Origin of the sequence: Comamonas fluminis, assembly GCF_019186805.1 — a bacterium.
In the GTDB taxonomy this organism is placed as follows: domain Bacteria; phylum Pseudomonadota; class Gammaproteobacteria; order Burkholderiales; family Burkholderiaceae_C; genus Comamonas; species Comamonas fluminis.
The window spans coordinates 4,260,789-4,286,740 of the sequence record NZ_CP066783.1 but is presented as its reverse complement, the minus strand read 5'-3'; the positions used below and the strand labels follow the sequence as shown (position 1 = coordinate 4,286,740).

Below are 25,952 nucleotides of genomic sequence, written 5' to 3'. Positions count from 1 at the left end.
AGGGCCTGCTAGCTGCTTAGCTGCAGCTACGTGTTTTGACGTTCTTTTCCTTGGCGTACTTTTCCGCAAACTCCTTGTAGAGCGGGTCCACCATGGATTTGTCGGCCTGGTACCAGTCAGAGGTCACCTTGAACTTGGCTCCGTCCCAGGTCGCAATACGCGCCCAGTCGGCACCCAGGTGGTTGTCACAGCTGGTCTTGAAGGGGCGAATGATCTTGCCAAAGCCCAGCTCGTTCAGGCGCTCCTGCGTCATGTTCAGGTTTTCCAGACCCCAGCGAACCTGCTCGGGTGTCATGGCCTTGCCCTTGCCGAACTTTTCCTGTGCGGTGCGGATGGCTTCCACCTGCAGCATGGAAATCACCATGCCACGGGTGTGTGCCAGCTGGCCCAGTTCCTTGGCGTCCTTGGCCGTGCCCTGACCCTTGTCATAGAGCATGGCCTTGACATCGGCGTGCACCTTGTCGCTCTCGGCGGTGTTGTGAATGGTCACGGTGTTGTAGCCCTTGGCGCCTGCACCGATGTCCTTGACGTCATGGTCGGAGCCGCCCCACCACACGGCATACATCTTCTCGCGGGGGTAGCCGGTGGCCTGTGCTTCACGCACGGCGGTGGGGGTCATCACACCTGCAGACCACAGCAGCACGTAGTCCGGGCGGTTCTGGCGAATCTGCAGCCAGGTGGATTTTTGCTCTACGCCGGGGGCTGTCACAGGCAGCTTGATGAGTTCAAACCCATCCTTGGCCGCACGCTTTTCCAGCAGCGGGATAGGCTCTTTGCCGTAAGGCGAGTCGTGATAGACCAGCGCGATCTTCTTGCCCTTGAGGTTGCCCTTTTCCTTCTTCAGGATGTCCTGAACGATGGAGTCAGCGGCGGTCCAGTAGTTGCCCAGCAGCGGGAAGTTCCACTCGAAGACCTTGCCATCCACAGACTGGGACAGGCCGTAGCCGGGGGTGACCACAGGCACCTTGTCGCCAGGAGCCTTGTCCGTCACGGCAAAGGTGATGCCGGTGGACTGGGTGTCAAAGCCCGATGCGCCGCCGTCCTTGTTCTTCAGGCGCTCATAGCACTCCACGCCCTTGGCGGTGTCGTACGCGGTTTCGCATTCCTCGAATTTGATCTTCACACCATTGACGCCGCCCTTGGCATTCACCAGCTTCAGGTAATCCTGCTTGCCGTCGGCCCATGGAATCCCCAGCGGCGCGAACTGGCCGGTGCGGTACACCAGCAGCGGCACAAATTGCTCCTGTGCCTGTGCAGCGGGCGAAGCGACCAGTGCGCCCATGCCGGCAGCCACGGTAGCGGCGGCGATCGCGATTTTCTTGAACATCATCGACTGTCTCCTTGGGTTGTTTGGGACGCTGTCCCGGTTGCAGGCACTCTGCGGTGTCTTGTAGAAAAGCGATAACTTGTTGGGTTGAACTGTCTTTGAAAAGGCATGAGCCAGCTCAGAGACATCGAGCAAGGGCCGCCCCGCAGCGAGGATGTCGTCCTCCTCCCGCGAAGCGAGAGAGGAGGAAGGCGCGTAGCGACTCAGGAGGTGCATATCAGTGTGGAAATGGCCAGACGCGCAGTTTCTGACGCGCTGTGGACCACAGCTTGGCCAATCCGTGCGGTTCCACAATCAGGAAGAACACGATCAGCGCACCAAAAATCATGTGCTCCAGATAAGTTGCCGTGGCGGTGGACAGCGGCAGGCCCAGCCAGTGCGGAACCTGATTCAGCAGCAGGGGCAGCAGCACGAAGAACGCCGCGCCAAAGATGCTGCCAACGACTGAGCCCAGGCCGCCGATGATGATCATGAACAGCAGCTGCAGCGAACGGTCCAGGCTGAAGGCTGCGGGCTCCCAGGCACCCAGGTGCACAAAGCCCCATAGCGCACCGGCCACGCCGACGATGAAGCTGCTGACGGCAAAGGCCGAGAGCTTGGCGTAAGTGGGGCGAATGCCGATCACGGCAGCGGCCACGTCCATGTCGCGCATGGCCATCCATTCACGGCCGATGGAGCTGCGCACCAGATTCTTGGCGGCCAGACCCAGCACGCAGAGCAGGGCCAGGCATAGCAGGTATTTCTCCATGGGGGTGTCGATCTGCCAGCTCAGGATGGCCAGAGGCTTGGCGCTGACGGAGCCGGATGAGGAGTTGTTCGTCACCCATGCTGCGCGGGTGGCCAGCCAGTCCACAAAGAACTGGGCGGCCAGCGTAGCCACGGCCAGATACAGGCCGCGAATGCGCAGGCTGGGCAGGCCGAAGAACACCCCAAAAATCATAGCTATCAGCCCGCCACCAATAAGGGCTACCAGCAAAGGCATGCCTTCGATGCGGGCCTGCAGGTTGTAGGCGGCGTAGGCGCCGACCGCCATGAAGGCGGCGGTTCCCAGCGAGATCTGACCGCAGTAGCCGACAAGAATATTGAGCCCCAGCGCCGCCAGCGACATGATGACGAAGGGAATCAGAATCGCCTGAAATGTGTAGTCACTGGCGATGAAGGGGATGGCCAGAAAGGCGAAGGCCAGCACCAGCACAATGGCCCAGCGGTCTTGCGTCACGCCAAAGATTTGCTGGTCGCTGGCGTAGCTGGTCTTGAACTGGCCGTTTTCACGATAAAACATATTCTTGCTCTCCCTCGTTCAGACGCGGTCGATGATCTTGTCGCCGAACAGGCCTTGGGGCCGTACCAGCAAGAAGCACAGGGCCAGACCATAGGCAAACCAGGTCTCGATGCCGCCGCCCACCATGGGGCCGATGTAAACCTCGGAGAGCTTTTCGCCCACGCCAATAATCAGGCCGCCGATGATGGCGCCGGGCAGCGATGTCAGGCCGCCCAGAATCACCACGGGCAGGGCCTTGAGCGCCACCAGTGACAGCGAATACTGAACACCCAGCTTGCTGCCCCAGATGATGCCCACCACCAGTGCCACAGCACCGGCCACCGACCAGACGATGACCCAGATGCGCGACAGCGGAATGCCGATGGATTGCGCGGCCTGATGGTCATCGGCCACAGCGCGCAGGGCGCGGCCGGTCTTGGTTTTCTGGAAGAACAGGCTCAGAGCAATCACCATGACGGCTGCAATGCAGGCTGCGTACAGGTCTTCCAGGCTGATCATCACGCCACCCTGAAACAGGCTGTCCAGAATGAACACGGGGTCCTTGGGCATGCCCACATCAATCTTGTAAACCTCGGAGCCAAAGACCAGCGGGCCCAGGCCGTCCAGCAGATAGGCAATGCCCAGTGTGGCCATCAGCAGGGTGATGGGTTCCTGATTGACCAGATGGCGCAAGGCCAGCCGCTCAATCACCCAGGCCACCGCCACCATCAAGGCCAGCGTGACGACGATGGCCAGCAGATTGCCAACCAGTCCTGGCTCCATGCCCAGCCAGCCGGGAATCCACTGCGAAAAGCGCGCCATGGCCAGGGCCGAGAACAGCACCATCGCGCCCTGCGCAAAGTTGAAGACGCCCGAGGCCTTGAAGATCAGCACAAAGCCAATGGCGATCAGCGCGTACAGCGTGCCCACCATCAGTCCACCAAATAATGTTTCTAGAAAAAATCCCATGACTAAAGCTCCTAGTCAGTTATCTGTGGCGTTGTCCTAGCGAGGGGCAGCCAGCAAGGGCCTGTGCCGGCCGCGCCGTCCCGCAGCAAAGGCTGTCCGTCCCCCTTGGGGGAAGACGCAAAGCGGCTCAGGGGGTACTTCATCTCAGTGGCCTGCGCCCAGGTAGGCCCGGATCACGTCTTCGTTGTTGCGTACTTCTTCGGGTTCGCCGTCGCCAATCTTCTTGCCGTAGTCCAGCACGACGACGCGGTCGCTGATATCCATCACCACGCCCATGTCGTGTTCGATCAGAACAATCGTGGTGCCGAACTCTTCGTTGACATCCAGAATGAAGCGGCACATGTCCTGCTTTTCCTCGACGTTCATGCCCGCCATGGGCTCGTCCAGCAGCAGCACCTGCGGCTCCATGGCCAGAGCGCGGCCCAAGTCCACGCGCTTTTGCAGGCCGTAGGGCAACTGGCCCACAGGCGTCTTGCGATAGGCCTGAATTTCCAGAAAGTCGATGATGTGTTCGACGAACTCGCGGTGGGCAATCTCTTCCCGCTGTGCAGGGCCGATGCGCAGAGCCTGCATCAGGATGTTGCTCCTGATTTTGAGGTTGCGGCCGGTCATGATGTTGTCGATCACGCTCATGCCTTTGAACAGCGCCAGGTTCTGGAAGGTGCGGGCCACGCCCATCTCGGCGACCTGTCGGCTGTTCATGTGGCTGAAAGTCTGACCACGGAAGGTGATGGAGCCTTCGGACGGCGTATAGACACCGTTGATGCAGTTGAGCATCGAGCTTTTACCCGCGCCATTGGGGCCGATGATGGAGCGGATTTCATGCTCGCGCACATTGAACGAGATGTCGGTCAGCGCCTTGACGCCACCAAAGCGCAGGCTGATGTTCTTGATGTCCAGAATGACGTCGCCGGTTTTTCTTGTCATGGGTGTTCCTCTCAGGCGGCGCGGGCAGTGGCAGGGTGGAGCTTTGCGTCCACGATGGACAGCGTGGCGCTGACGCTGCCAGTGCGGCCATCTTCAAACTTCACCACGGTTTCGATGAACTGCTCTTTCTTGCCCGTGTACAGCGCGTCAATCAGCACGCCGTATTTGTCGGCGATGAAGTTGCGGCGCACTTTGCGGGTGCGGGTCAGCTCGTCGTCGTCGGGGTCCAGTTCCTTGTGCAGCACCAGAAAGCGCGCCACCTGGGTGTCGGCCATGCCGGCTTCACTGGCCAGGTCGGCATTGACTTTGCCAATGCAGTCGGCCACCAGTTCCAGCACCTTGGATTTGCTGGCCAGATCGACATAGCCGCCATAGGGCAGGCCCTGGCGCTCGGCCCAGTTGCCGACGGCTTCGTAATCGATGTTGATAAAGGCGCAGACTTCGTCCTTGCCATGGCCAAAGCACACGGCTTCCTTGATATGCGGGAAGAACTTGAGCTTGTTTTCGATGTAGTTGGGCGCAAACATGGCGCCGCGGCTGGTTTTGCCCACGTCCTTGGCACGGTCGATGATGCGCAACTGGCCGCTGGCGTCGATCACGCCTGCATCGCCGGTGTGAAAGTAGCCGTTGGCGTCAATCACTTCGGCCGTGGCGTCGGGGCGCTTGTAGTATTCCTTGAGTACGGAAACGCCCTTGACCAGCACCTCGCCGTTTTCGGCAATCTTGAGCTCAATGCCCGGCGCAGCCTGGCCTACGCTGGAGAGTTCCACCTGGCGGTCGCGCTGCAGGCAGACATAGGCGCAGGTTTCGGTCTGGCCGTAAAGCTGCTTGAGGTTGATGCCGATGGAGCGGAAGAAGCGAAACAGCTCAGGCCCAATCGCAGCGCCTGCGGTGTAGGCCACGCGGATGCGCGACAGGCCCATGGCGTTGCGTAGCGGGCCATAGATAAAGAAGTTGCCCAGCTGGTATTTGAGCTTGTCCATGGCGCCAACGCTCTTGCCGTCCAGAATGTCGCCGCCCACGCGGCGGGCCACGTCCATGGCCTTGGCATACATCCATTGCTTGAGGGGCGACGCATCTTCCATGCGGATGGAGACCGAGGTCAGCATGCCTTCAAAGATGCGGGGCGGCGCAAAGTAATAGCTGGGGCCGATCTCGCGCAGGTCGATGGACACTGTGGAAGATGACTCCGGGCAGTTGATGGTGAAACCCGCCACCAGCCATTGCGCAAACGAGAAAAGATGGTCGCCCACCCAGGCCGGAGGCAGGTAGCAGATCACATTGTCCGAAGCGTTGAGCTTGTCCGTCTGCGCACCGCCACGGGCCGATTCGCCAAAGCTGGCGTGGGTCTGGCACACGCCTTTGGGCTTGCCGGTGGTGCCTGATGTGTAGAGGATGACCGAGACATCGTCGGGCTGAACGGCTGCCACCATGGCGTCATAGGCGCCTGGGTGCTGCGCATCCCACTCCTTGCCCTTGGCCAGCAGCTCTTCAGTGCTGATGAGGTCGGGCTGGTCGTATTTGCGCAGGCCGCGTGGGTCGTCATAGATGATGTGGCGAATGCCGGGAATGGATTCGCGCACTTCCAGCAGCTTGTCCACCTGTTCCTGGTTTTCGGCAAAGGCAAACGCGATCTCGGCGTCTTCCATGACGAACATCATTTCTGCGGCCACAGCATCCTGGTAGAGCGGAATCGGCACCGCGCCACAGCTTTGCACGGCCAGAAAGCCCAGATACACATGAGGGCGGTTGTCGCTGATGAAGGCCAGATTCTGGCCACGCTCCAGGCCAAGCGCGCGCAGGCCGCAGGCCATGTGGCGAACGGATTGCGCGGCTTCGCGCCAGCTCCAGGTTTGCCAGATGCCGTATTCCTTCTCTCGCAGAGCAGGTGCATCAGGGCGTTCTGTCGCGTGCTTGATCAGCAGTTGCGGGAACGTGGTTGTCATGCCGGGTCCTTTGAGTCTTGGGCGAAAACGGGTGTTCTGCACCTGTTCTCGAAAGTCTTGCAGGCATGCTATGGATGACTTTGACGTCAAGATGTCTGTTTGACGACAATTTGAGGGAAAGCCTTCATAGTGAATATCCGCTGTAACAAATACTGCTGAAAACGGCGCATTTGCTGCCTCGTGGAAATCCCGCTGTTATTACGGCCCGGCTTTGGCAATGCTTGCAGCCCATGAGTCAAGAACTGTCTTTGCACCAGAGGCGACGCAAGCCCCTGGACGTCGAGCTTGAGGGAATACCGTGGTGGCCGGTGCTGCAGCCGCTGGAGCGCGAAAACGTGCTGCGTGTACTGGTCGTGGGCGATGCAGAGCCCGGCGACTACGTGTGCCGTACCGGGCACGCGCCAACCTACTGGTTTGGCGTGGTCGATGGCCTTCTCAAGATGAACACCGAAAGCGCGGATGGCGCCAGCATGACGTTGGCAGGCCTGCCGCCGGGGGGCTGGTTTGGGGAAGGCACGGCCATCAAGCGCGAGCCCTATCGCTACAACGTGCAGGCCATTCGCAAATCGGTGGTGGGCGGGCTGCCCATCGACATGTTTCACTGGTTGCTCGATCACTCCATCGGCTTTAACCGCTTTGTGATGAACCAGCTCAACGAACGGCTGGGTCAGTTCATTGCCGCGCGTGAGATCGATCGCATGAACAACCCCGATCTGCGCGTAGCCCGCAGCCTGGCGGTGCTGTTCAACCCCTTGCTCTACCCTGGCGTGGGTTCCGTGCTGCGCATTACCCAGCAGGAGCTGGCCAACCTGGTGGGCCTGTCTCGCCAGCGGGTCAACGAGGCGCTTTCGGTGCTGCAGCGTGAGCGCGTCATTCAGATCGAATATGGCGGGCTGCGCGTGCTGGACCTGGATGCACTGCGTCACGGGGAATTCAGCCCACCTCGCAGAGCCGTTGCTTGACAGCAGCCCTATAACCTAGGACCGCGCTGGAATTGTGGATAACTTCCGGCTCGCGCCCGCGCGTCGCGAGACAATTGCGGCCAAATGTCAGTCAATCCTCCTAAAGAGCCCGGCACCCCAGGTGCTGGCAATTCCTCCGCGCCCTCCGATTCCTCGTCGGCGCGCCCTGTTTTGCGTGCACCTTCCAAACCAGCCAAGGCAGAGCGCCCCGCTGGTGGTGACCGTTCGGATCGCGGCCCACGCGGCGATGGCCCGCGTGGTGATCGTGGTGCCCGTCCTCAGCGTGATGACCGCGGCCGTGGTGGCGACCGTGGCGATCGTCCACGCGCCTCCGGCTTTGGTCGTCCTGATGGCGCTCGTCCTGCGCGTGACGACGGCGAACGCCGTGGCGGCTTCTCGCAGCGCGATGATCGTCCCCGCTTTAGCCGCGACGACCGCTCTGCCGAAGGGGGCGAGCGTCGCTTTGGCGGCGGTGACCGTGGTTTCCGCCCCTATGGCGAATCGCGTGAAGGCGGCGACCGTGGTGGTGAACGCCGCGAATTCCGTCCCCGTGATGACCGCCGTGATGACCGTCCACAAGGCCGTGATTTTGGCGACCGTCCCCGTAGCGGCGGCTTTGGTCGCCCGGATCAGGGCCGTCCCGACCAGGGTGGCGAGCGCCGTGACTTCCGTCCCCGTGACGACCGCCGCGATGATCGCCCTCAAGGCCGTGACTTTGGTGACCGTCCTCGTAGCGGCGGCTTTGGTCGCCCGGATCAGGGCCGCCCTGACCAGGGCGGTGAGCGTCGTGAATTCCGTCCCCGCGACGGTGAACGCCGCGAATACCAGCCTCGCGATGGCGAGCGCCGCGAGTATCCACCACGTGACCGTTTTGAAGGTCGTCGTGACGACCGCCGTGATGATCGTCCACAAGGCCGTGACTTTGGTGACCGCCCTCGTAGCGGCGGCTTTGGTCGCCCGGATCAGGGCCGCCCGGGTCAGGGCGGTGAACGCCGCGAATACCAGCCTCGCGATGGCGAGCGCCGCGAGTATCAACCGCGTGACCGCTTTGAAGGCCGTCGCGATGACCGCCGTGATGATCGTCCCCAAGGCCGTGACTTTGGTGACCGTCCCCGCAATTTTGGTGACCGTGAGCGTGGCCCGCGTGATGATGACCGCCGCAGCTATGGCGATCGCCCCCGCAATGACGAGCGCCGTGGTGAACGCCGCGATGACCGTGGTGGCGAGCCTGAAAAGCGCCATATCCCCGGCTCGTTTGTGTCGGAAGCAACCCGTCGCCCCACCACAGGCATTCGCACTTACCGTCCGGCAGCGGACGGCTCTGACCGCGCCATTCCTGTGAAGCGCGCTCCTGAGGTGGAAGCGCGCCAGGATGACCGTCCCGGTGCTATCCGCATCAACAAGCGCATTGCCGATATGGGCATGTGCTCGCGCCGCGAGGCCGATGAGTGGGTGGAAAACGGCTGGGTCAAGGTCAACGGCGAAATCGCTGAAATGGGCCAGAACGTGGTGCCCGGCGACAAGATCGAGATCGATCAGAAGGCCCAGGACCGCCAGGACCAGCAGGTCACCATCCTGCTGAACAAGCCTGTGGGTTATGTGAGCGGCCAGGCCGAAGACGGTCACGAGCCAGCTGTGGTGCTGATCACCAACGAAAACCGTTGGAACGAAGACCGCAGCAAGACGCGCTTCAACTTTAGCCAGCTCAAGGGCCTGGCGCCTTGCGGCCGTCTGGACATCGACTCCGTGGGCCTGCTGGTGCTGACCCAGGACGGCCGTGTGGCCCGCCACATCATTGGCGAGGACTCCGAAGTCGACAAGGAATACCTGGTGCGCGTGACCTTTGGGGACCGCGACGTGGATGTGCAGTCCGTCTTCCCTGAAGAGAAGCTGGAACTGCTGCGCCATGGCCTGTCGCTGGACGACCAGCCTCTGCAGCCCGCCAAGGTGGACTGGCAGAACCCCGAGCAGCTGCGTTTTGTGCTGACCGAAGGCAAGAAGCGCCAGATTCGCCGCATGTGCGAACTGGTGGGTCTGCGCGTGGTGGGCCTCAAGCGCATCCGCATCGGCGGCGTGACGCTGGGCAATCTGCCCACGGGCCAATGGCGTTACCTCGCTCCGCATGAGACTTTCTAACCCCCTGAGGCGCTTTGCGCCTTCCCCCTCTCTCGATGCGTTGCATCGGGAGGGGGACGATGCCTTCGGTGCGGGGCGGCCCTTCCTCGGCATCTCTGGCGTGTAGTGCGCCAGTTTTAAGTGAAATTGGCCTGTAGCCATTGATAGATAAGCGCAAGCAGCTATTCTTTTTGAATGGCGCTTGCGCTTTTTTCATTGCTGAGCCAAAGCCCTTGAAATCGGCAGGGCTGTCCCAAGTTAATAAAGCGCATCGCCTCTGGCGATAAATTTTTGCGGTTTTTTCAGAATTTCATAGAACGCTCATGACAAAGCAAACCCATTCCTTCCAGGCCGAAGTGGCCCAGTTGCTGCACCTGGTCACGCATTCGCTGTATTCCAACCAGGAAATCTTCCTGCGTGAGCTGATCTCCAACGCTTCGGACGCTTGCGACAAGCTGCGCTTTGAAGCGCTGAACGACGCCAGCCTGTATGGCGACCAGCCCAATCTGGAAGTGCGTGTGTCCTTTGACAAGGCCGCCAAGACCTTGACCATTACCGACACCGGCATTGGCATGACCGAGCAGGAAGCCATTGACAACCTGGGCACGATCGCCAAGAGCGGCACCAAGGCTTTCATGGAAAAGCTCTCGGGTGACCAGAAGTCCGATTCGCAGCTGATCGGTCAGTTTGGCGTGGGCTTCTATTCGGGCTTTATCGTGGCCGACAAGATCACGGTGGAGACCCGCAGCGCCGGTGCATCGGCTTCCGAAGGCGTGCGCTGGATCAGCGGCGGCACGGGTGACTTCCAGATCGAGCAGATCGAACGTGCCCAGCGCGGCACCAGCATCATCTTGCACCTGCGTGACGATGCTGAAGAGTTCCTCAACGGCTACAAGCTCAAGCAAATCATCGGCAAGTATTCCGACCACATCAGCCTGCCCATCCTGATGGAAAAGGAAGAGTGGAAGGAAGGCGAGAACGATCAGCCCGGCGAGATGGTCAAGACCGGCGAATGGGAAACCGTCAACAAGGCCAGCGCTCTGTGGACCCGCGCCAAGAAGGACATTACCGAAGAGCAGTACAAGGAGTTCTACAAGGCCATCAGCCATGACTTTGAAGACCCGCTGACCTGGAGCCACAACCGCGTCGAAGGCAATACCGAGTACACGCAGTTGCTGTACATCCCCGGCAAGGCTCCGTTTGACCTGTACCAGCGCGACAAGAGCGCTGGCATCAAGCTGTATGTGAAGCGCGTCTTCATCATGGATGATGCCGAAGCGCTGATGCCCCAGTACCTGCGCTTTGTGAAGGGCGTGATCGACTCGGCCAATCTGCCGCTGAACGTCAGCCGCGAGCTGCTGCAGGAAAGCCGCGATGTGAAGCTGATCCGCGACGGCTCGGCCAAGCGCGTGCTGAGCATGCTGGAAGACCTGGCCCGCCACGACAAGCACGAAGCCACGACTGAAGGTGCTGATGGCGAAGTCACCGATGTGGTGGATGCCGACGACAAGGCCAAGGAAGGCAAGTACAGCCAGTTCTACGCCGAGTTCGGTGCCGTGCTCAAGGAAGGCCTGGGCGAAGACTTTGGCAACAAGGAACGTATTGCCAAGCTGCTGCGCTTTGCCACCACCACGCACGAAGGCCTGAACACCTCGTTTGCCGACTACAAGGCACGCATGAAGGAAGGCCAGGACGCGATTTACTACATCACGGCCGACACGCTGGCAGCCGCCAAGAACAGCCCGCAGCTGGAAGTGTTCAAGAAAAAGGGCATTGAAGTGCTCTTGATGACCGACCGCGTGGACGAGTGGGCGCTGAACTATCTGCACGACTTTGACGGCACGCCGCTGCAATCCGTCGCCAAGGGCGCTGTGGACCTGGGCAAGCTGCAAAACGAAGAAGAGAAAAAGGCGGCTGAAGAAGCTGCCGAAGCCTTCAAGCCCGTGCTGGCCAAGCTCAAGGAAGCCCTCAAGGACAAGGCCGAGGACGTGCGCGCAACCAGCCGTCTGGTGGATTCGCCCGCCTGCCTGGTGGTCAGCGATGACGGTATGAGCCTGCAACTGGCCCGTTTGCTCAAGCAAGCCGGTCAGGCTGCTCCTGAATCCAAGCCCGTGCTGGAAGTGAACCCCGAGCACGCGCTGGTCAAGAAGCTGGACGGCTCCGTGCACTTCCACGATCTGGCGCAGATTCTGTTTGACCAGGCTGTGCTGGCCGAAGGCGGCATGCCCGAAGACCCCGCCGCTTACGTCAAGCGTGTGAATGCGCTGCTGGCTTAAACAGCGTCAAGTGAAATAAAAATCCCCGCAGAGTGGTGGCTCTGCGGGGATTTTTTTATGGATTTTTCGGTTCCTGGGGCGAAAAGTCAAAGTACAGATAGTTGGACCAGTGCCCCAGGCCCAGCTGGTGAAAGGCCTGCAAAGGATCAGGTGCAGGACGCGCAGGGGGTGGTGGTGGCGGGGCCAGTCCGAACAGTCGGACCAGAAAGCCTGCGGGCTTGGGTGGTGGCACAGGGACAGGTGCTGGCGCAGGTGAATGCAGCGATTGCAGCGCGGCGTCGATTTCGGGTTGCAGGTTCTGGATGCTGTGCAGAAGCTGCAGATTTTGCGCGCCCGGTTCAGGGTCCGACATCTCGAAAATTTCGCCGCTTTCCAGCACGAAGTAGGTGCTTTGGTTTTCGGGATTTCGCAAGAACGCAAGCGCCTCTTCCAGCAAGGGCTGAGCGGCTGGGGTCTTGATCTGAGCCAGAAACGCTTCGAGTCTGGAAAGGCCTGCGCCGTAGTCACCCAGCAGCGCAATATCGTCGTCGCAGTCCCAGATGGACGACGGGCAGGTGCGAGGGCTGCCAGATAGCAGCAGCTTGAAAACGATGGGAATGTCGTAGCGGTACTCTGAAATACCGACCAGCTTGCGGCCTTGCTCCACGGCGTCCGGGCCGGGGACGACGTTGCATGAATAGAGGTAGCTGCGATTGGCCATCGTGAAGGCTCCCGTGGCGGATGGATTTTCAGTGATTTTGAGCTGTAGCGCTTTATGAATAAGCGCTGACAGCTATCAATTTCAGAGTTTCTGGGCCTGCGCTGCCAGCAGGCGTCGATCCCATAGTACCGTGCCCAAACTGATCAAACCCAGCACGCCCCCCATCAGGCTGGTGCCATTCCAGCCATGGTGCAGCCAGGCCCAGGAGCCCAGGGCCGAACCTATGGACGCGCCCATGAAGTAGGTGGTCATATAGACGGCGTTGATGCGCGAGCGCGCTTCGGGGGCCAGCGCGTAGATGACATTCTGGTTGCTGATGTGCAGTGCCTGCAGCGCGCCATCGACCACGAGCAGGCCCAGCAGAAACCACCAGATGCTGCTGCCGCCCAGCCACAGGCACAGCCAGCCCAGCAGCATCAGAATGGCTCCCGCCATGGTGGTGTGCTGCTCCAGCCCTTTGTCGGCCATGCGGCCCGCCACATTGGCCGTCAGCGCGCCCGCGATGCCGACGATGCCGATGACCCCAATCATCAGATCAGACAAATGAAATCCCGGCCCGGCCAGCAGCAGCGCCATGCTGGAAAACAGCACGCTGACGGTGGCAAAACCAGTGCCGCCAATCAGCGCGCGGCTACGCAGGCGTGGGTGCTGGCGCAGCAGTGCGCCCAGCGATTTCATGACTTCGCCATAGCTGACCGGCGCCGTGGGCGCGGCCTTGGGCAAGGCGCGGGCCAGCAGCACGGCCATGAGGGCGGTGGCTGCGGCGCCAGCCCAGTACACCGTGCTCCAGCCGCCCAGTTCCGACAGAATGCCCGCCACGCTGCGCGAGGCCAGAATGCCGACCAGCAGGCCGCTCATCACCAGCCCTACGGCGCGGCCGCTGGTGCCGGGTGCGGCAAAGGTGGCGGCCATGGGCACCAGCACCTGCGCGGCGACGGAGAACACGCCCGCCATCAGCGTGCCAGCGGCCAGCAGCGCAAAGCTGCCCGCCACGCCGCTGATGCCCGATAGCAGCATGCCGCAGGCGGCCAGCAGCATCAGTGTCAGCACCAGTGTGCGGCGCTCCAGCATATCGCCCAGCGGCACCAGAAACAGCAGGCCCAGGCCGTAGGAAACCTGGGCCATGGTGACGGTGCTGGAAGCCTGTGCATCGCTGATGTGCAGGTGCTGCACCATGGAGTTGAGCAGTGGCTGGTTGAAGTAATTGGCCCCCGCGCACAGACCGCAGGCCGTGGCCATGAGCAGCAGGGTGGACTGGGGTAGAACGGTGGACGCCTGAGGGAGTGTTGTGGTGGTTGGGGTCATGGGCGGGCAGTCTGTCGAAATCAGGCGGAAACGGGCAGTCTGGCGACTGGTGCGGGCGCCATGGGGGCACTGGATGAAATGGCTTTCATTGCTGCAATGGCATCCACCTCGATCAGCATGCCGGGCAGCGCAAGCTTGGGCACCGGAATCAGCGTACAGGCCGGAAAAGGCGGCTGGCCAGAGCCGCCCCAGTGCTGGCGGATGCTGTTTTGCCATTGCTCAAAGCGCTGCAGGTCATGATCGACGATCAATACGGTCAGTTTGGTGACATCGGCCATACAGGCACCGCCAGCGGCCAGCGCAGTCTTCACATTGCGCAAGGCCTGATCGGCCTGCTGCGCAAAGCTGTAGGGCAGGTTGGCATCGGCGTCCTCGCCGCCCTGGCCGGAGACAAACAGCCAGCGCAGCGGCTCCTCGGCCGTGACGACGTGGGTGTAACCATTGCTGGTGCTGTCATACAGGCCTGCCGGGTGCAGGTGCTGGATGGGTGGGGCTGGGGCTTGCAAGGCGGTGCGTGCGAGAGGTGGCATGAAGATCTTTCAGGCGCATCGGCATAGCAAAGGGCTGTGCCAGGATTGCCGGCAAATTCTTCAACCTCAACTATGCTTGAGGTCAAGCGCCTGACATAACCTTATCAATCAAAGGTAATAGCAGCTTGCGCGCTTTCAGCAAGGGGTGGCATGGAAAAAGACTTTGAAATCTCAACGGAAGATGCGCTGTGCGTGCAGGCATCAGGGGTGCCTGAGCTGACCGTTGGCGAGGTAGCTCAGCGCAGCGGTGTGGCGGTTTCGGCGCTGCATTTCTACGAAAAACAGGGCCTGATTGAGAGTGCGCGCACGGCAGGCAATCAGCGCCGCTATGCCCGCGCAGTCTTGCGGCGGGTGGCGGTCATCAAAGTGGCACAGCGCATGGGGGTGCCGCTGTCCGAGATTGCGCAGATGCTGGCCTGTCTTCCCGGCAATCGCGTGCCCGAGAAGAAAGACTGGGCGGTGCTGTCAGCGCGCTGGCGGGATCAGCTCAACGAGCGCATTGCGACACTGACCTTGCTGCGGGATCAGCTCGATTCCTGCATTGGCTGCGGCTGCCTCTCGCTCAAGGCATGCCCGCTGCGCAATGACAAGGACTGTCTGGCCAGCCAGGGGGCTGGCCCGCATTTTCGGTAAATGCTTGGGTTTACTGGCGCGGAATGGGCAGCACCCGCGCACGCAGGCTCAAGAAGCCCAGCACCGTGGTCAACAGGCACAGGCACAGGCAGAACACTTGCAGCGCGTGGGTCAGTCCCATGACATCAGACAGCCAGCCCAGCCCCAGAATGGGAACAATCGTGCCCAGATAGCCAATGATCAGATAGGTGGACAGCAGGCCTGTGCGGTTGGCTGGCTTGGAGACTTTGTTGACGATGGCCATACCCGCCAGATTGCACAGCGCATGGCCGCAGGCCGTGGTCAGCACGCACAGCAAGAACAGCCAGGGCGAGCCCAGCTGAATGTTGAGCATGAGCAAGATATTGCTGATAGCCAGCGCAAAGAAACCGCTGATAGCTACCTTTTTGGTAGCAACTGGCCGCGCCAGCAGCTGTATGCCTGCCGACAGAAACAGGATGACGCCAATGGACAGGCCTGACACCAGAGGGCCGTGCCAGGGCACCATGTCCTTCATGAAGCTGGGGGCCAGCGCGGCAAACAGGCTGAACATGCCAAAGGCCGAGAACGCTGCCATGCAGCCCAGCATGTAGTGGCGCATGAAGGGCTTGCGCGGCTGGGACAGCACGGGCATGACATCACGCAGAGACAGGCCGCCAGCGGCTGGCGTGGCGGGTGCGGCGCTGGCTGGCGCAGGAATACGCACCTGAAACAGGGCATAGATGGCCAGAAAACTGAGCGCGATGGAGGGCATGTATGCCGTTTTCAGAGGCATGGGCAGCCACTGCGCCATCAGGCCGCCCAGCACCGGCCCCAGACCAAAGCCAAAGGCAATCGTCAGGCTGGTGGTGGCGGCGGCGCGCTGCAGATCGCCCTTGTTGTTGAGCTGGGTCATGCCGACTGAGGCCGAGGTGGTAATCAGCCCCGAAGACACGCCAATCACGAAGCGGCAGATGGCAAAGCTGGGAACATTCCAGGCCAGGGCCGAGCTGATGATGCCCAGCGTCATCAGCACCAGCCCCAGGCGCAGTACAGCCAGAAAGCCGAAGCGGTCGGTCAGCCGCCCCAGAAACAGCAGGCTGGCCAGCGCGCCAAACATATAGGCCACAAAGATCTGGGTGATGTGACTGGGCAGCAGGCCCCAGGCCTGCTGGTACAGAGGGTACAGAGGGCTGGCCAGGGCAGTGCCCATGACGCCCACGCACATGGAAAAGCACACCCAGGGGTAGGGCGTCCATTTGGTTTGCATGATGTGATGGAAGGTTGTGGCGGCCCTTGTGTCAGGGTTTTAGGGCCTGCCTACAATAACTATAAATGACTATTTAGTCAGTTCTGTGATTGTAGAAAGGATGGATGACCGGGTCACGTCTGATGTGATGTGTCCATGGTGATTACACGGAAATGTCTGTACATAAAAAAACGCAGGCGGAATGCGCTGCCGCTGCAAAGCGTGGGCGAGGCCCCAGTCTGGACAAGACTGCGCAGACGCTTCAGCAGATCACCGAGGCGGCGCTGGCCGAGTTTGCAGAGCATGGCCTGGCACGCAGCACCATGGACCGCATTGCCAGCCGGGCACAGGTGGCCAAGGGCACGCTCTATCTGTACTACCCGTCCAAGAATGAATTGCTGCGCGGCGTGGTGGAGCATGCCTTGCAGCAGTCAGCGGCCTACCGGCCTTTGCGCCGCAAAAAAGGGGAGTCGGTCAAGGCGCTGCTGCGCCGCAGCCTGCTGCCGACGCTGCAGGCCGTGGAAGGCTCGCAGCGCGGTGTGCTGGCGCAGCTGATTCTGAGCGAGGGCCGCCATGTGCCAGAGCTGGCGCGGCTGTACAAAGAGCTGGCTTTTGATGCCTGGCAGCAGCATGTGCTTGATTTGCTGCAGCTGGCTGTGGATGAGGGGGAGCTGCAGACGGATTCCATCAGCCTCTGCGCGCAGTTGCTGGCCAGCCCTTTCTGGATGGGCATGGTGCATAACGGGCTGCTGATTTCAGACCCTAGGCAGCAGCTGTCCATACGGCCGCTGGTCGAGTTGCTGATCGAAACCCTGTTTGCCGCCAGGGTGCGGGACAATGCGGGGGTGAAAACGTCCAAGGAATCCAAGTCATGAGTCTGCGCAAAAACCTTTGTCTGTCTGTCTCTGCGGTGGCGCTGTCCGCTGTGCTGGCGGGTTGCGGCTCGGTCGGCGCGGGTGTGGGCGTTGGTATTCCCATCGGCCCGTTTTCGCTGGGCGTGGGGCTGGGCAGTGGTGGCCTCAGCGCAGGCGTTGGCACAGGCGTGGGGCCTGTGGGCGTTGGCGTGGGCGTGAACCAGAGAGGCCAGGTCCTGGGCTCGGCAGGCGTGGGCGCTTCCACCGGCGTGGGCGGGGCCAGCGTGGGTGTGGGCGTGGGCACATCGAAGGTGCTGCATGACCCCAACCAGCCGCAGAACCCACCCGCTTCGCCAGCGCCATCCACTTATCCGGTGCAGGCGGCCGAGCCATCAGCGCAGGACGGCGCGGTGCAGTGGCGCGATTCCCGTGGTCAACCCGTGCCCGCCTGCAGGGCCGAGGGGCGCTGCTGAATCAGCATTGAGGTGCTGTCCTGAGGTACCAGTCTGCTCGCGGCTCCTGCTCGGTTGCGGTGCCCGCAGACTCGGCTGGAATATCCACTGCCAGCAGATGCAGCTTCTGGCAGCCGCTGCCTTTGAGCTTCAGGCTTTGACCCGCACTGAGGGCATGTAGCTTCTGCTGCGCATCCATGATCTGTATGCCTTGCTGGCTGATGGCGTGCAGAGTCCAGCCCTGCGCAATCTGGCGGCCGGTGCGCCCGGACTTCACCACCTCCAGCCACGGTTTTGACTGGCGCGGCTCGCTCAGGCGCAGTGCCTGCACGGGCCCGGCGGGATGCTGCGCAAACAGCGACTGCACTTGCTGCGCGCCCAACTGGCGCGGCAGATCGGCGGGCCAGCCTTGCACTTGCCAGTGCTGGCCTTGTAGCTCGAAGTTAAGCGTGCCCTGCGCGTCCACCTGCATGGCTGTGCTGAGCCCCTGCTGGCGCTGCTGAGGCGTGATTTGCAGATTTTCGGCGTGGCACAGGGCTGCGCTGGCCGCCAGCACAGCGATGAGGGAGCGAAGCAAATAAGGCATGACAGTCATTTCCTGCAGAGGTCTGCTCATTGTTCAATGCGAATGCTGAATCTGGCCAGGGCGCAGCAGGGGGTGGCAATCCGACTGCAGCGGCTGAAACGGTGTGGTCAGCGGGTCGAAACTGCCGCTGTGGCCGCTGCCAGGCAGCATGATGCCGGAGTTGTTGGCATTGCTCTGGCGGCGCGGGTTGATCACCAGATTGGCCCAGTCGTTGTAGTCGCGCAGCTCTGTCTTGCTGCCGGACTGGTTGATGTCCATGGCGTAGTTCGCAGAGTCCTGCGTGCCATTGGTGTTCCAGTCGGCAAAGCTGCCCGCCACGGTGCCGCGGCCAATCAGAACGCTTTCATTGAGGTTGTTCTCGTTGAGCGGAAGGCTGCTGCCGTCAGAGTAGTCGATACGGAAGCTGGCGCTTTGTGGGCCGTCGTCCAGCAGCGACTCGGGGAATGGGTTGCTGGGTGAATAGCCGGGCACGCTCTGGTTCTGATAGTTGGTCAGCCAGTAGTAATAGCGCTGATTGAAGCTGTTGCCCGTCAGCGAAGGCAGTCCGCTGATCTGGTAGAGGTAATTCATGGTGCTGAAGTAGTTGGGCTTGGCCACCTCGTCCTCATTGCCGCCGTGGCGCAGGCCCAGGGTGTGACCCAGCTCATGCATGATGGTGGCGGCCTGGTAGTTGGCCAGCAGCCAGCTGCCTTTTTGCAGGCCCCAGCCGCCCAGCGTGACGAGAAAATCGTCGCCCACCAGCTCTGCCGAGCCGGATGCGCCAGACAGCCCGCTGGGCTGCTGGGAGCTGGCCATCAGCAGATAACGGAAGATGGGCTTGCGGCGGATATCCATGCTGGCCGTCTTGGTGGCATAGACGCTGGTGCAGCCCGCCAGCAGCTGAGAAGGCTGGCGCAGCTGTGAGCAGCGCTGGGCTGGGCGCTGGTGGCTGACATCGCCGCTGAGGTTGTGCTGTGCAGGCTGCAGGCTGGTGCTGAACAGATTGCCTGCATCAAAGTGCACGGCAATCTTCCGCTTGGCAAAGGCCTGCACGATTTTGTCCAGCGCGCGAATGTCGGGCGTGACGCCGGGGTCGCTGCTGCTGAGGTAGTCCAGGTGAATGAACAGATCGCGCTGGCCCTGGCGCGCGCCCATGGCGTACAGGTCAAGGCCGCCATAGGTGCCGCCATAGAGCTTGGCGGAATCGGGGATGCCGTCGCCATCGCTGTCGCTCACACCGGCTGCCACATCGTTGATGCCGCCGGGGGTGGCGAAGTTCACGGCGCTCCAGTCACCGGCGGTATGGGTCTGGGTAAAGCGCGCAAAAGGACGCACGATGGACGTGTTGTAGTCGGTGGCGCTGTTGGGCAGGGCGACCACAGCAGGCCCGGACCATGCACCGGACGTGGTGGGCTGGGCTGTGCTGCTGCCAAAGCGCACAAAGTCCACCGTCGCACCATTGCTGATCAGTTCTGCAAAACCGTTGAGGCCTTGCCAGTAAGGGGCTTGCTGGCTGGCATTGGCGATATAGATGTGGTCGCTGCCGTTTTGCAGATCGGTGCTGGCCTGCGCACCAATGACGAGGTAGCTGTTGTCCGGCAGTGTGAGCTGCGGCAGGGCAAAGCTCACGCTGTCACTGACGGCCTGAGTGCCAAGATTGATGGCGGGTGTGCGCAGGCTGTATTGGCTCAGGTCCACCGCTGCGCCGGTGTTGTTGTAAACCTCCAGCCAGCTGACGGTGTTGCTGTGCACATTGCTGGCGACTTCGCTGATGAACAGGCCTGAAGGGGCACCCGCGGGGGTATTGAGGCGCACAGCGCTGGCGGCGGGTGCGGCAGAGGGGAGGGTGACGCTTTGCGACGTGCTGGCCGAGGAATTTTCTGCGGCAGATGCCTGCGGCGTCTGTGTGCTTTGAGACGCTTGCGTGGTCTGCGTGCTTGTGGAGGTGGTGGAAGCGGCCGACTCGCCTCCGCCCCCGCCACCGCAGGCGGAAAGCAGCCCTGCCACTATCAAGCTGGCGTACAGCGCCGCGTGACCTGCGATGGTCGATGGTTGGCGATGCATAGGGGCTCCCTCTGTCTAGATTTGTGTGAGTAGTAACTTTATGAATCAATGTTTGGCCGCTGCGTAGGTGGCGCCGGGGCGGTTTCTGTCGGATAGAGCGGGGATTGATAAGAAGGCGGTTGCTTACGCTGTGTAGGTGAAATTCAGGTGATGGGTAAAAAAGGCCGCCTCTGAATGGAGGCGGCCTGGGTTGGAGAGGGTGGTCTGACGCGATCAGCGCGACTGGCTCAGGCGCTGCAGCAGGCTGCTGGGGGGCAGGATTTCCTCCACTGTGCGCTGGAAAGGCTGGGTCAGAGGATCGAAGGCTGCGGTTGCTGCGGTGACAGCTGTCAGCAGCGTGCGCTGACCGGGCTTTTGCACGCCGGAGTTGTTGGCGAACTGGTAGCGGCGGCTGTTGAGGATGATGTTGCTCCAGTCATCGTGGTCATGCAGGGTGGATTGCACGCCGTTCTTGTCCAGGTCGATGGCCTGGGCGCTGCTTTCGCTTTGGCCATTCAGGTTCCAGTCTGCGTACTGGCCTGCATCCGCGCCACGGCCAATCATCAGTGTTTCCTGCAGATTGCGCTCATCCAGAACCTGGCCGCTGCCGTTGGAGAAGTCGATCTTGAAGGAGGCCGACAGAGGGCCGTCGTCAATCTTGGCTTCAGGGTAGGGGTTGGCGCCCGAGTAGCCCAGGAAGGACTGGTTCTGGTAGTTGGACTGCCAGTAGTAGTAGCGCTGGTTCACACCGGCACCGGTGGGGCTGGGCAGACCGGTGATTTGGTAGAAGTAGTTCATCACGCTGAAGTAATTGGGCTTGTTGTTGGTGTTTTCGTCACCGCCGTGGCGCAGGCCCAGGGTGTGGCCCAGCTCATGCATGATGGTCGCAGCCTGGTAGTTCACCTGGGCGATGGTGCCAGCCTTCAGGTTCCAGTTGCCCAGCGTGACCATGAAGTCGTCCCCAATCAGCTCGGCAGAGCCGGAGGCGCTGGCATTGCCGCTGGCTTGCTGGGAATTGGCCAGCAGCAGGTAGCGGAAGATGGGCTTGCGGCGAATGTCCATATTGGCGGACTTGATGCTGTAGGCGCTGTTGCAGCCTGCCGTCACCTGGCTGGGAGGAACCAGCATGGTGCAGCGGCTGAAGGCGCGCTTGTGGCTGACGTTGCCGTCCAGATTGTGCTGCGCAGGGCTGATGCCGCTGGCAAACAGGTTGCCAGCGTCGAAGTGCACGGCAATGTTGTGCTTGGCAAAAGCCTGAGCCACCTTGGTCAGCGCATCGGCATTGGGGGTGATGCCTGCATCGCTGCTGTCCATATAGTCCACGTGAATGAACATATCGCGCTGGCCGCGGCGTGCGCCCATGGCGTACAGGTCCATGCCAGCGTAAGTGCCGCCAGCCACCTTGGCCGAATCAGGAATGCCGTCGTTGTCGCTGTCCACCACACCGGCGGGTACATCGTTGGGGCCGCCGGGGGTGGCGAAGTTCACCTGAATCCAGTCGCTGGCAGAGCGGGTCTGGCGGAAGTTGCCTGCGGGGCGCACCAGTGCGTTGTTGTAGCTGGTGGCGCTGGTATCCATGGCGGTGACGCTGGGGCCCGTCCAGCTGCCTGCGGTGGTGGGCGTTGCAGCGCTGCTGCCAAAGCGGATGAAGTCCACTGTCTGGCCGTCGGACAGCAGTTCCACAAAACCGGTGCTGCCTTGCCAGTAAGGCACGCGGCTGTCGCTGCCTGCCACATAGACGTTGCTGGCGGAATCTTTGAGGTCGGTGGTGGCGCGGGCGCTGATGACGACATAGCCGCCTGCGGGCACTTCCAGGCTGGGCAGCTGGAAGGTCTGGGACTCCACCATGGTCTGGTTCGTCACCGTGGGGGATGGGTCGATGGAGGGGCTGCGCAGCTGGTAGCTGGCCAGGTTGATGGCCTTGTCAGAGCTGTTGTGCAGCTCGAACCAGCTGACGCTGTTGTTATAGAAATTGTTGGCCACTTCGCTGATGAAGACACCCGAGGTCGCTGCTGGAGCGGGAGCTGGGGCGGGCGCAGGAGCCGGAGTTGCTGCCGCAGGTGCGGGTGCAGAAGCTGCAGGAGCCGGTGCGGGGCTGGATGCAGGGGTGCTGCTGCCACCACCGCCGCCACCACCACAGGCAGCCAGGAGAGCGGAAATAGCCAGAACGGTGGCTTGCTGGATCACAGTTTGTTTGCTGCTATTCATTTCCGTCTCCTCATTTAAAAAAGCAATTTGTGTAAGTGAGGAGAATTTAATTAATTCAATTAATTCGATATGTAGGAGCTATCGCAGCCGTTTTTGTGCGCACTGGTGCATAGCGTTTGTCTATCAAATTCCTACAGTTGGTAGTATTTGATCTTTTGTTTGGTAGGTGGATGGCCCGAAGCCGGCCTGCTCTCCTTGGGAGCAGTGCGGTGGCGTGTAAGGCGAGCCGCTGAAAACAGCGGTGCAAATACACAATGCAATGAGTTCTTACAAATAACGCGGCTGCGAAATAGCCTGTGGGCGACAGCGCTTGGGCCGTTTGACGCAGGTTTTTTGCTACTAAAACAGAAGCTGTATTCGCAATTTCAATAAAGGCTATGGCGGCTTTTGGCTTGAAATCAGACGCGCATGAAAAAGCCCGGCAAGGCTGTAAAACAGGCCGGGCCGGGCTGGTGGTCTCACCCCACGCTATTCAATGCAATTGGGTAGGGTGATGGCGGGTGGTGCGCAGCGTCTGGTCTGACGCTGGCGGGCGGGATTCAGGCCCGCTTCTGCGGGAGCCTGCTACAAATCAAAGGCAAATCAGGCGTACAGAGGCTGGGCCTGCATGGCTTCGATCTGCTCGTTGAGCATGTCCACCTGGCTTTGCCAGTAGTCCAGCGTGCCGAACCATGGGAAGTTGATGGCAAAGATGGGATCTTGCCAGCGGCGCGCCAGCCAGGCGCTGTAGTGCAGCAGGCGCAGCGTGCGCAGTGGCTCGATCAGGGCCAGCTCGCGCCGGTCAAAGGGGCGAAACTGCTCATAGCCCTCCAGCAGGGCCGATAGTTGCTGGGTCTGCTGGCCCCGGTCGCCCGACAGCAGCATCCACAAATCCTGCACGGCAGGGCCGCTACGGGCGTCGTCCAGATCCACAAAATGCGGGCCGCCGTGGCCGCTGTCATCCAGCGGCGTCCACAGAATATTGCCGGGGTGGCAGTCGCCGTGCAGGCGAATCTGTTTGGCGCTTTGCAAGCCAAAATGGCCCGCAGCGCTCATTCCATCTGCGGCAGGTGCTATCAAGGCAAGAGCGGTTTCGCAGGCTTGCTGCCAGCGGCTGCGCACCTCGATGGCGACGATATCGTTGTCCAGCAAATAGCGCATGGATTCATGGCCAAAGCTTTGCAAGTCCAGCGCGGGGCGGTGGGCAAAGGGCTGGGCCGAGCCCACGGTGTGGATGCGCGCCAGAAAGCGGCCAATCCACTCCAGCACTTCCCAGTCGTCCAGCTCAGGCCTGCGCCCGCCGCGCCAGGGGCTGACGCTGAACAGAAAGCCTGCGTGCTCATGCACGGTGCGGCCTTGCAGCACCAGCGGCGCAACGACGGGTATCTCCTTGGCGGCCAGCTCTTGCGAGAAGGCGTGTTCCTCCTCAATCTGCGCACGGCTCCAGCGGCCGGGGCGGTAGAACTTGGCCACGACCTTGTCGCCATCGTCCTGATGGGCCAGATAGACGCGGTTCTCGTAGGAGCTGAGCGCAGTCAGGCGCCCGTCCGGCAGCAGACCCGTGGCGCACAGCGCATCAATCACGCAGTCCGGCGTGAGATCGGCATAGGGGTGAGAGGGGTCTTGCAGTTCGCTCATGCAGCCATTGTGATGCGCAAATCCATGCGCGGGCGGCAATTGACGAGGCTTTGATGTTGCGCACATTGCTTTTGATTTGATAGCTGAAGGCGCATGACTGATGGAGGCTGGAGTGCGATTTGACTGAATCTCTGACTTTGCGAGGCGCTAAGGCCAAGCTGGCACACTGCGGTTCATGAACACCAGCCATGACTTGTCCCAGCCCTGCGAAGACCGCGATTTTGCCGAGTGGCACCAAGGCTGCCCCTGGTGTGCGGTCTGGGTGGTGCTGGTGAATTCTGAGGCGGTCAACGCCACGGTGCAGGCCGCCCGCCATGCGCTGGGCGATGCGCTGCTGGCGCGCTACACCCGTCAGCCGCACCTGACGCTGGCCTACCGCGGCCTGTGCGATGCAGCGCCCCATGCCGTGGCCGAATTTGGGCCAGAGCGCCTGCAGGCCGATCTGGCCACGCTGAAAGAACTGGCCGCCGCGCCATTTGCCGTGCAACTGCAGGGCGTGGGCAGCTTCACCACCGTGCCTTATCTGGCCGTTACCCAGGGCGCTGAGGTGTTGACCCTGCTGCATGATGCGCTGCAGCCCTGGCCGCCCATGGAGGGTTGGCATTACCAGCCGCATGTGACGTTGGGCCACTACGCCAGAGAGCTGCCGCTGCTATGGGCGGTGGATCAGCTACAGGCCGTTGGCATCGGCTCGCCCCAGCTATCGATAGACGTGCAGCAGCTGGCGCTGGTGCGCTATGCCAGCCACGATATTGCGGGCCCGTTGGTGGTGGAAGGGCTGTGGGATTTGCAGCTGCAGCAATACCAGCCGCAACCCGGTGCGCTGTGGGCGCAGCACAGGGCCTAAAAAAACGGACGCAAGGTCCGATTCGGGGTGATAACTTAAAAACTGGTGCTGCCCAAGCCAGAAACACCGAGCAAGGGCCTAGGCGGCCCCGCCGCCCCGCAGCTCAGCCGCATGGGCGGCCCGTGTTGTCCCCTTGCCCGCAGTGCAAAGCACTGCGAGAGCGAGGGGAAGGCGCGCAGCGCCTCAGGGGAGTGCCCTTAAATTCATGCGATCGTCAGGGTCACGCCAATATTGCCGCGTGTCGCGTTGGAGTAGGGGCAGACCTGGTGTGCGGCATCCACCAGTTGCTGCGCAGCGGCTTTGTCCATGCCGGGCAGGTGGATGCTCATGCGCACGGCAATGCCGAACACTTCGCCCACGGGGCCCAGGTCCACTTCAGCATCCACCGACAGATCAGCGGGCAGCGTGATTTTCTGGCGGGCAGCCACGGCCTTCATGGCGCCGATAAAGCAGGCAGAGTAGCCAGCGGCAAACAGCTGCTCGGGGTTGGTGCCCTTGCCCGCACCACCGGGGGAGGTCAGTTGAATGTCCAGGCGACCATCATCGGTGCGCGATGCGCCTTCGCGGCCACCGGTGGTGTGGGCGTGGGCGGTGTACAGAACCTTGTCGAGTTGGGCCATGGTGATCTCCTTGGGTTGGTGAAGCGCATACGCTAACCCATGTTGATGACGCCAGTCGCCCGCAGGGGTGAGGGCGCTTGTGCGGAGAATGCACGAATCAAGGCGCAATCTGCTGCAGGTCCTTATTCAATAAGCGCGGTCAGCTACTATTTTTGATGGTGCTGCCCTCAGTCCTCGTAGGGCAGATCGTCTGCCGCCACGCCGATAAAGTCTGGCGCGGGCGTGGTGGGTAACTGCAGCGCCCAGATGTCCTGCTGGCCCTGCACCAGCCGCTTGACGGCGCGGTGCATGCCATCCATCAGGCGGCCTTCGGCGTCCAGCAAAATGGGGTAGGCCGTATCGGCGGCTTCCACCAGCCGCATATGCTGTGCAATGGCACGCGGTGTGGGTTCGTCGCCCGGTTCGCTGAACCAGTAGCGCTGGTCCAGCTCGGCAATGGCACTCAGGGGCACAAGGCGGGGCTGAAGCTGCAGCGCCTCGGCATGTGCGATGAGCTTGCGCACATCCCAGGCCAGAGGGCCTTGCGGGCTGGGGCGGATATGGTATTGAGGCCGAATCGACATGCGCCCGATGATAGAAGAGGAGACA

The 25,952-nt window shown here is 61.6% G+C and carries 22 protein-coding genes; 7 read left to right on the top strand and 15 right to left on the bottom strand.

Features of this window, described 5'->3' with window-relative positions; all coding sequences use genetic code 11:
- Window positions 1–16: 16 nt before the first annotated feature.
- From JDW18_RS19785 to JDW18_RS19765, 5 genes are all read right to left on the bottom strand, one after another.
- The gene (locus tag JDW18_RS19785; protein WP_218241296.1) at window positions 17–1,330 is read right to left on the bottom strand and encodes an ABC transporter substrate-binding protein; all 1,314 of its coding nucleotides are present in this window, start codon (window positions 1,328–1,330) and stop codon (window positions 17–19) included.
- 214 nt (window positions 1,331–1,544) lie between these two features.
- Window positions 1,545–2,609: a branched-chain amino acid ABC transporter permease gene (locus tag JDW18_RS19780; protein ID WP_218241294.1), complete on the bottom strand. Its 1,065-nt coding sequence runs from the start codon at window positions 2,607–2,609 to the stop codon at window positions 1,545–1,547.
- 18 nt (window positions 2,610–2,627) lie between these two features.
- Window positions 2,628–3,557, bottom strand: coding sequence for a branched-chain amino acid ABC transporter permease (locus tag JDW18_RS19775; protein WP_218241292.1), 930 nt, complete (start codon window positions 3,555–3,557; stop codon window positions 2,628–2,630).
- A gap of 144 nt (window positions 3,558–3,701) precedes the next feature.
- Window positions 3,702–4,484, bottom strand: coding sequence for an ABC transporter ATP-binding protein (locus tag JDW18_RS19770; RefSeq protein WP_218241291.1), 783 nt, complete (start codon window positions 4,482–4,484; stop codon window positions 3,702–3,704).
- 11 nt (window positions 4,485–4,495) lie between these two features.
- The gene (locus JDW18_RS19765) at window positions 4,496–6,430 is read right to left on the bottom strand and encodes an AMP-dependent synthetase/ligase (protein WP_218241289.1); all 1,935 of its coding nucleotides are present in this window, start codon (window positions 6,428–6,430) and stop codon (window positions 4,496–4,498) included.
- A gap of 230 nt (window positions 6,431–6,660) precedes the next feature.
- Here JDW18_RS19765 and JDW18_RS19760 point away from each other — a divergent pair, with 230 nt between their 5' ends.
- From JDW18_RS19760 to htpG, 3 genes are all read left to right on the top strand, one after another.
- Window positions 6,661–7,392 carry a Crp/Fnr family transcriptional regulator gene (locus JDW18_RS19760; protein ID WP_218241288.1) on the top strand — a complete coding sequence of 244 codons (732 nt, stop codon included), beginning with the start codon at window positions 6,661–6,663 and terminating at the stop codon, window positions 7,390–7,392.
- Between the two features lie 84 nt (window positions 7,393–7,476).
- Window positions 7,477–9,528: a pseudouridine synthase gene (locus JDW18_RS22715; RefSeq protein ID WP_246610108.1), complete on the top strand. Its 2,052-nt coding sequence runs from the start codon at window positions 7,477–7,479 to the stop codon at window positions 9,526–9,528.
- Between the two features lie 302 nt (window positions 9,529–9,830).
- Window positions 9,831–11,783, top strand: coding sequence for a molecular chaperone HtpG (gene htpG / locus JDW18_RS19750; RefSeq protein ID WP_218241286.1), 1,953 nt, complete (start codon window positions 9,831–9,833; stop codon window positions 11,781–11,783).
- A 55-nt stretch (window positions 11,784–11,838) separates the two neighbouring features.
- Here htpG and JDW18_RS19745 read toward each other — a convergent pair whose 3' ends face one another.
- From JDW18_RS19745 to JDW18_RS19735, 3 genes are all read right to left on the bottom strand, one after another.
- Window positions 11,839–12,483, bottom strand: a complete 645-nt coding sequence (locus tag JDW18_RS19745) for a DUF7822 domain-containing protein (protein WP_218241285.1) — start codon at window positions 12,481–12,483, stop codon at window positions 11,839–11,841.
- Window positions 12,484–12,564: 81 nt separating this feature from the next.
- Window positions 12,565–13,788, bottom strand: a complete 1,224-nt coding sequence (locus JDW18_RS19740) for an MFS transporter (RefSeq protein ID WP_218241284.1) — start codon at window positions 13,786–13,788, stop codon at window positions 12,565–12,567.
- 20 nt (window positions 13,789–13,808) lie between these two features.
- Window positions 13,809–14,318: a RidA family protein gene (locus tag JDW18_RS19735; RefSeq protein ID WP_218241283.1), complete on the bottom strand. Its 510-nt coding sequence runs from the start codon at window positions 14,316–14,318 to the stop codon at window positions 13,809–13,811.
- 150 nt (window positions 14,319–14,468) lie between these two features.
- Between JDW18_RS19735 and soxR the strand changes: the two genes are divergently transcribed.
- Complete coding sequence (gene soxR / locus JDW18_RS19730) at window positions 14,469–14,951, top strand: redox-sensitive transcriptional activator SoxR (RefSeq protein WP_218241282.1); 483 nt, start codon at window positions 14,469–14,471, stop codon at window positions 14,949–14,951.
- 10 nt (window positions 14,952–14,961) lie between these two features.
- On the opposite strand, the gene JDW18_RS19725 is transcribed toward soxR, so the two are convergent.
- The gene (locus JDW18_RS19725; RefSeq protein ID WP_218241281.1) at window positions 14,962–16,179 is read right to left on the bottom strand and encodes an MFS transporter; all 1,218 of its coding nucleotides are present in this window, start codon (window positions 16,177–16,179) and stop codon (window positions 14,962–14,964) included.
- A gap of 152 nt (window positions 16,180–16,331) precedes the next feature.
- Here JDW18_RS19725 and JDW18_RS19720 point away from each other — a divergent pair, with 152 nt between their 5' ends.
- Entirely contained in the window at window positions 16,332–17,033 is a 702-nt protein-coding gene (locus JDW18_RS19720; protein ID WP_218241280.1) for a TetR/AcrR family transcriptional regulator, read from the top strand.
- On the top strand, window positions 17,030–17,485 hold the full coding sequence (locus JDW18_RS19715) for a hypothetical protein (RefSeq protein WP_218241279.1): 456 nt from the start codon (window positions 17,030–17,032) through the stop codon (window positions 17,483–17,485). The genes JDW18_RS19720 and JDW18_RS19715 overlap by 4 nt, the downstream gene beginning before the upstream one ends.
- A gap of 1 nt (window position 17,486) precedes the next feature.
- On the opposite strand, the gene JDW18_RS19710 is transcribed toward JDW18_RS19715, so the two are convergent.
- From JDW18_RS19710 to JDW18_RS19695, 4 genes are all read right to left on the bottom strand, one after another.
- Window positions 17,487–18,050 carry a hypothetical protein gene (locus JDW18_RS19710; RefSeq protein WP_218241278.1) on the bottom strand — a complete coding sequence of 188 codons (564 nt, stop codon included), beginning with the start codon at window positions 18,048–18,050 and terminating at the stop codon, window positions 17,487–17,489.
- 33 nt (window positions 18,051–18,083) lie between these two features.
- A complete protein-coding gene (locus JDW18_RS19705; protein WP_218241276.1) occupies window positions 18,084–20,093 on the bottom strand; it encodes a lamin tail domain-containing protein in 2,010 nt (669 codons plus the stop codon).
- A gap of 213 nt (window positions 20,094–20,306) precedes the next feature.
- Window positions 20,307–22,280 (bottom strand): lamin tail domain-containing protein, encoded by a 1,974-nt coding sequence (locus tag JDW18_RS19700; RefSeq protein WP_218241275.1) that lies wholly within the window; start codon window positions 22,278–22,280, stop codon window positions 20,307–20,309.
- A 582-nt stretch (window positions 22,281–22,862) separates the two neighbouring features.
- Entirely contained in the window at window positions 22,863–23,897 is a 1,035-nt protein-coding gene (locus tag JDW18_RS19695; protein WP_218241274.1) for a serine/threonine protein kinase, read from the bottom strand.
- A 175-nt stretch (window positions 23,898–24,072) separates the two neighbouring features.
- On the opposite strand from JDW18_RS19695, the gene JDW18_RS19690 reads away from it, so the two are divergent.
- Window positions 24,073–24,744 (top strand): 2'-5' RNA ligase family protein, encoded by a 672-nt coding sequence (locus tag JDW18_RS19690; RefSeq protein ID WP_218241273.1) that lies wholly within the window; start codon window positions 24,073–24,075, stop codon window positions 24,742–24,744.
- 203 nt (window positions 24,745–24,947) lie between these two features.
- Here JDW18_RS19690 and JDW18_RS19685 read toward each other — a convergent pair whose 3' ends face one another.
- Both JDW18_RS19685 and JDW18_RS19680 read right to left on the bottom strand, forming a co-directional pair.
- Complete coding sequence (locus tag JDW18_RS19685; RefSeq protein WP_218241272.1) at window positions 24,948–25,364, bottom strand: organic hydroperoxide resistance protein; 417 nt, start codon at window positions 25,362–25,364, stop codon at window positions 24,948–24,950.
- A 167-nt stretch (window positions 25,365–25,531) separates the two neighbouring features.
- On the bottom strand, window positions 25,532–25,927 hold the full coding sequence (locus tag JDW18_RS19680) for a hypothetical protein (RefSeq protein WP_218241270.1): 396 nt from the start codon (window positions 25,925–25,927) through the stop codon (window positions 25,532–25,534).
- Between the last annotated feature and the right edge of the window lie 25 nt (window positions 25,928–25,952).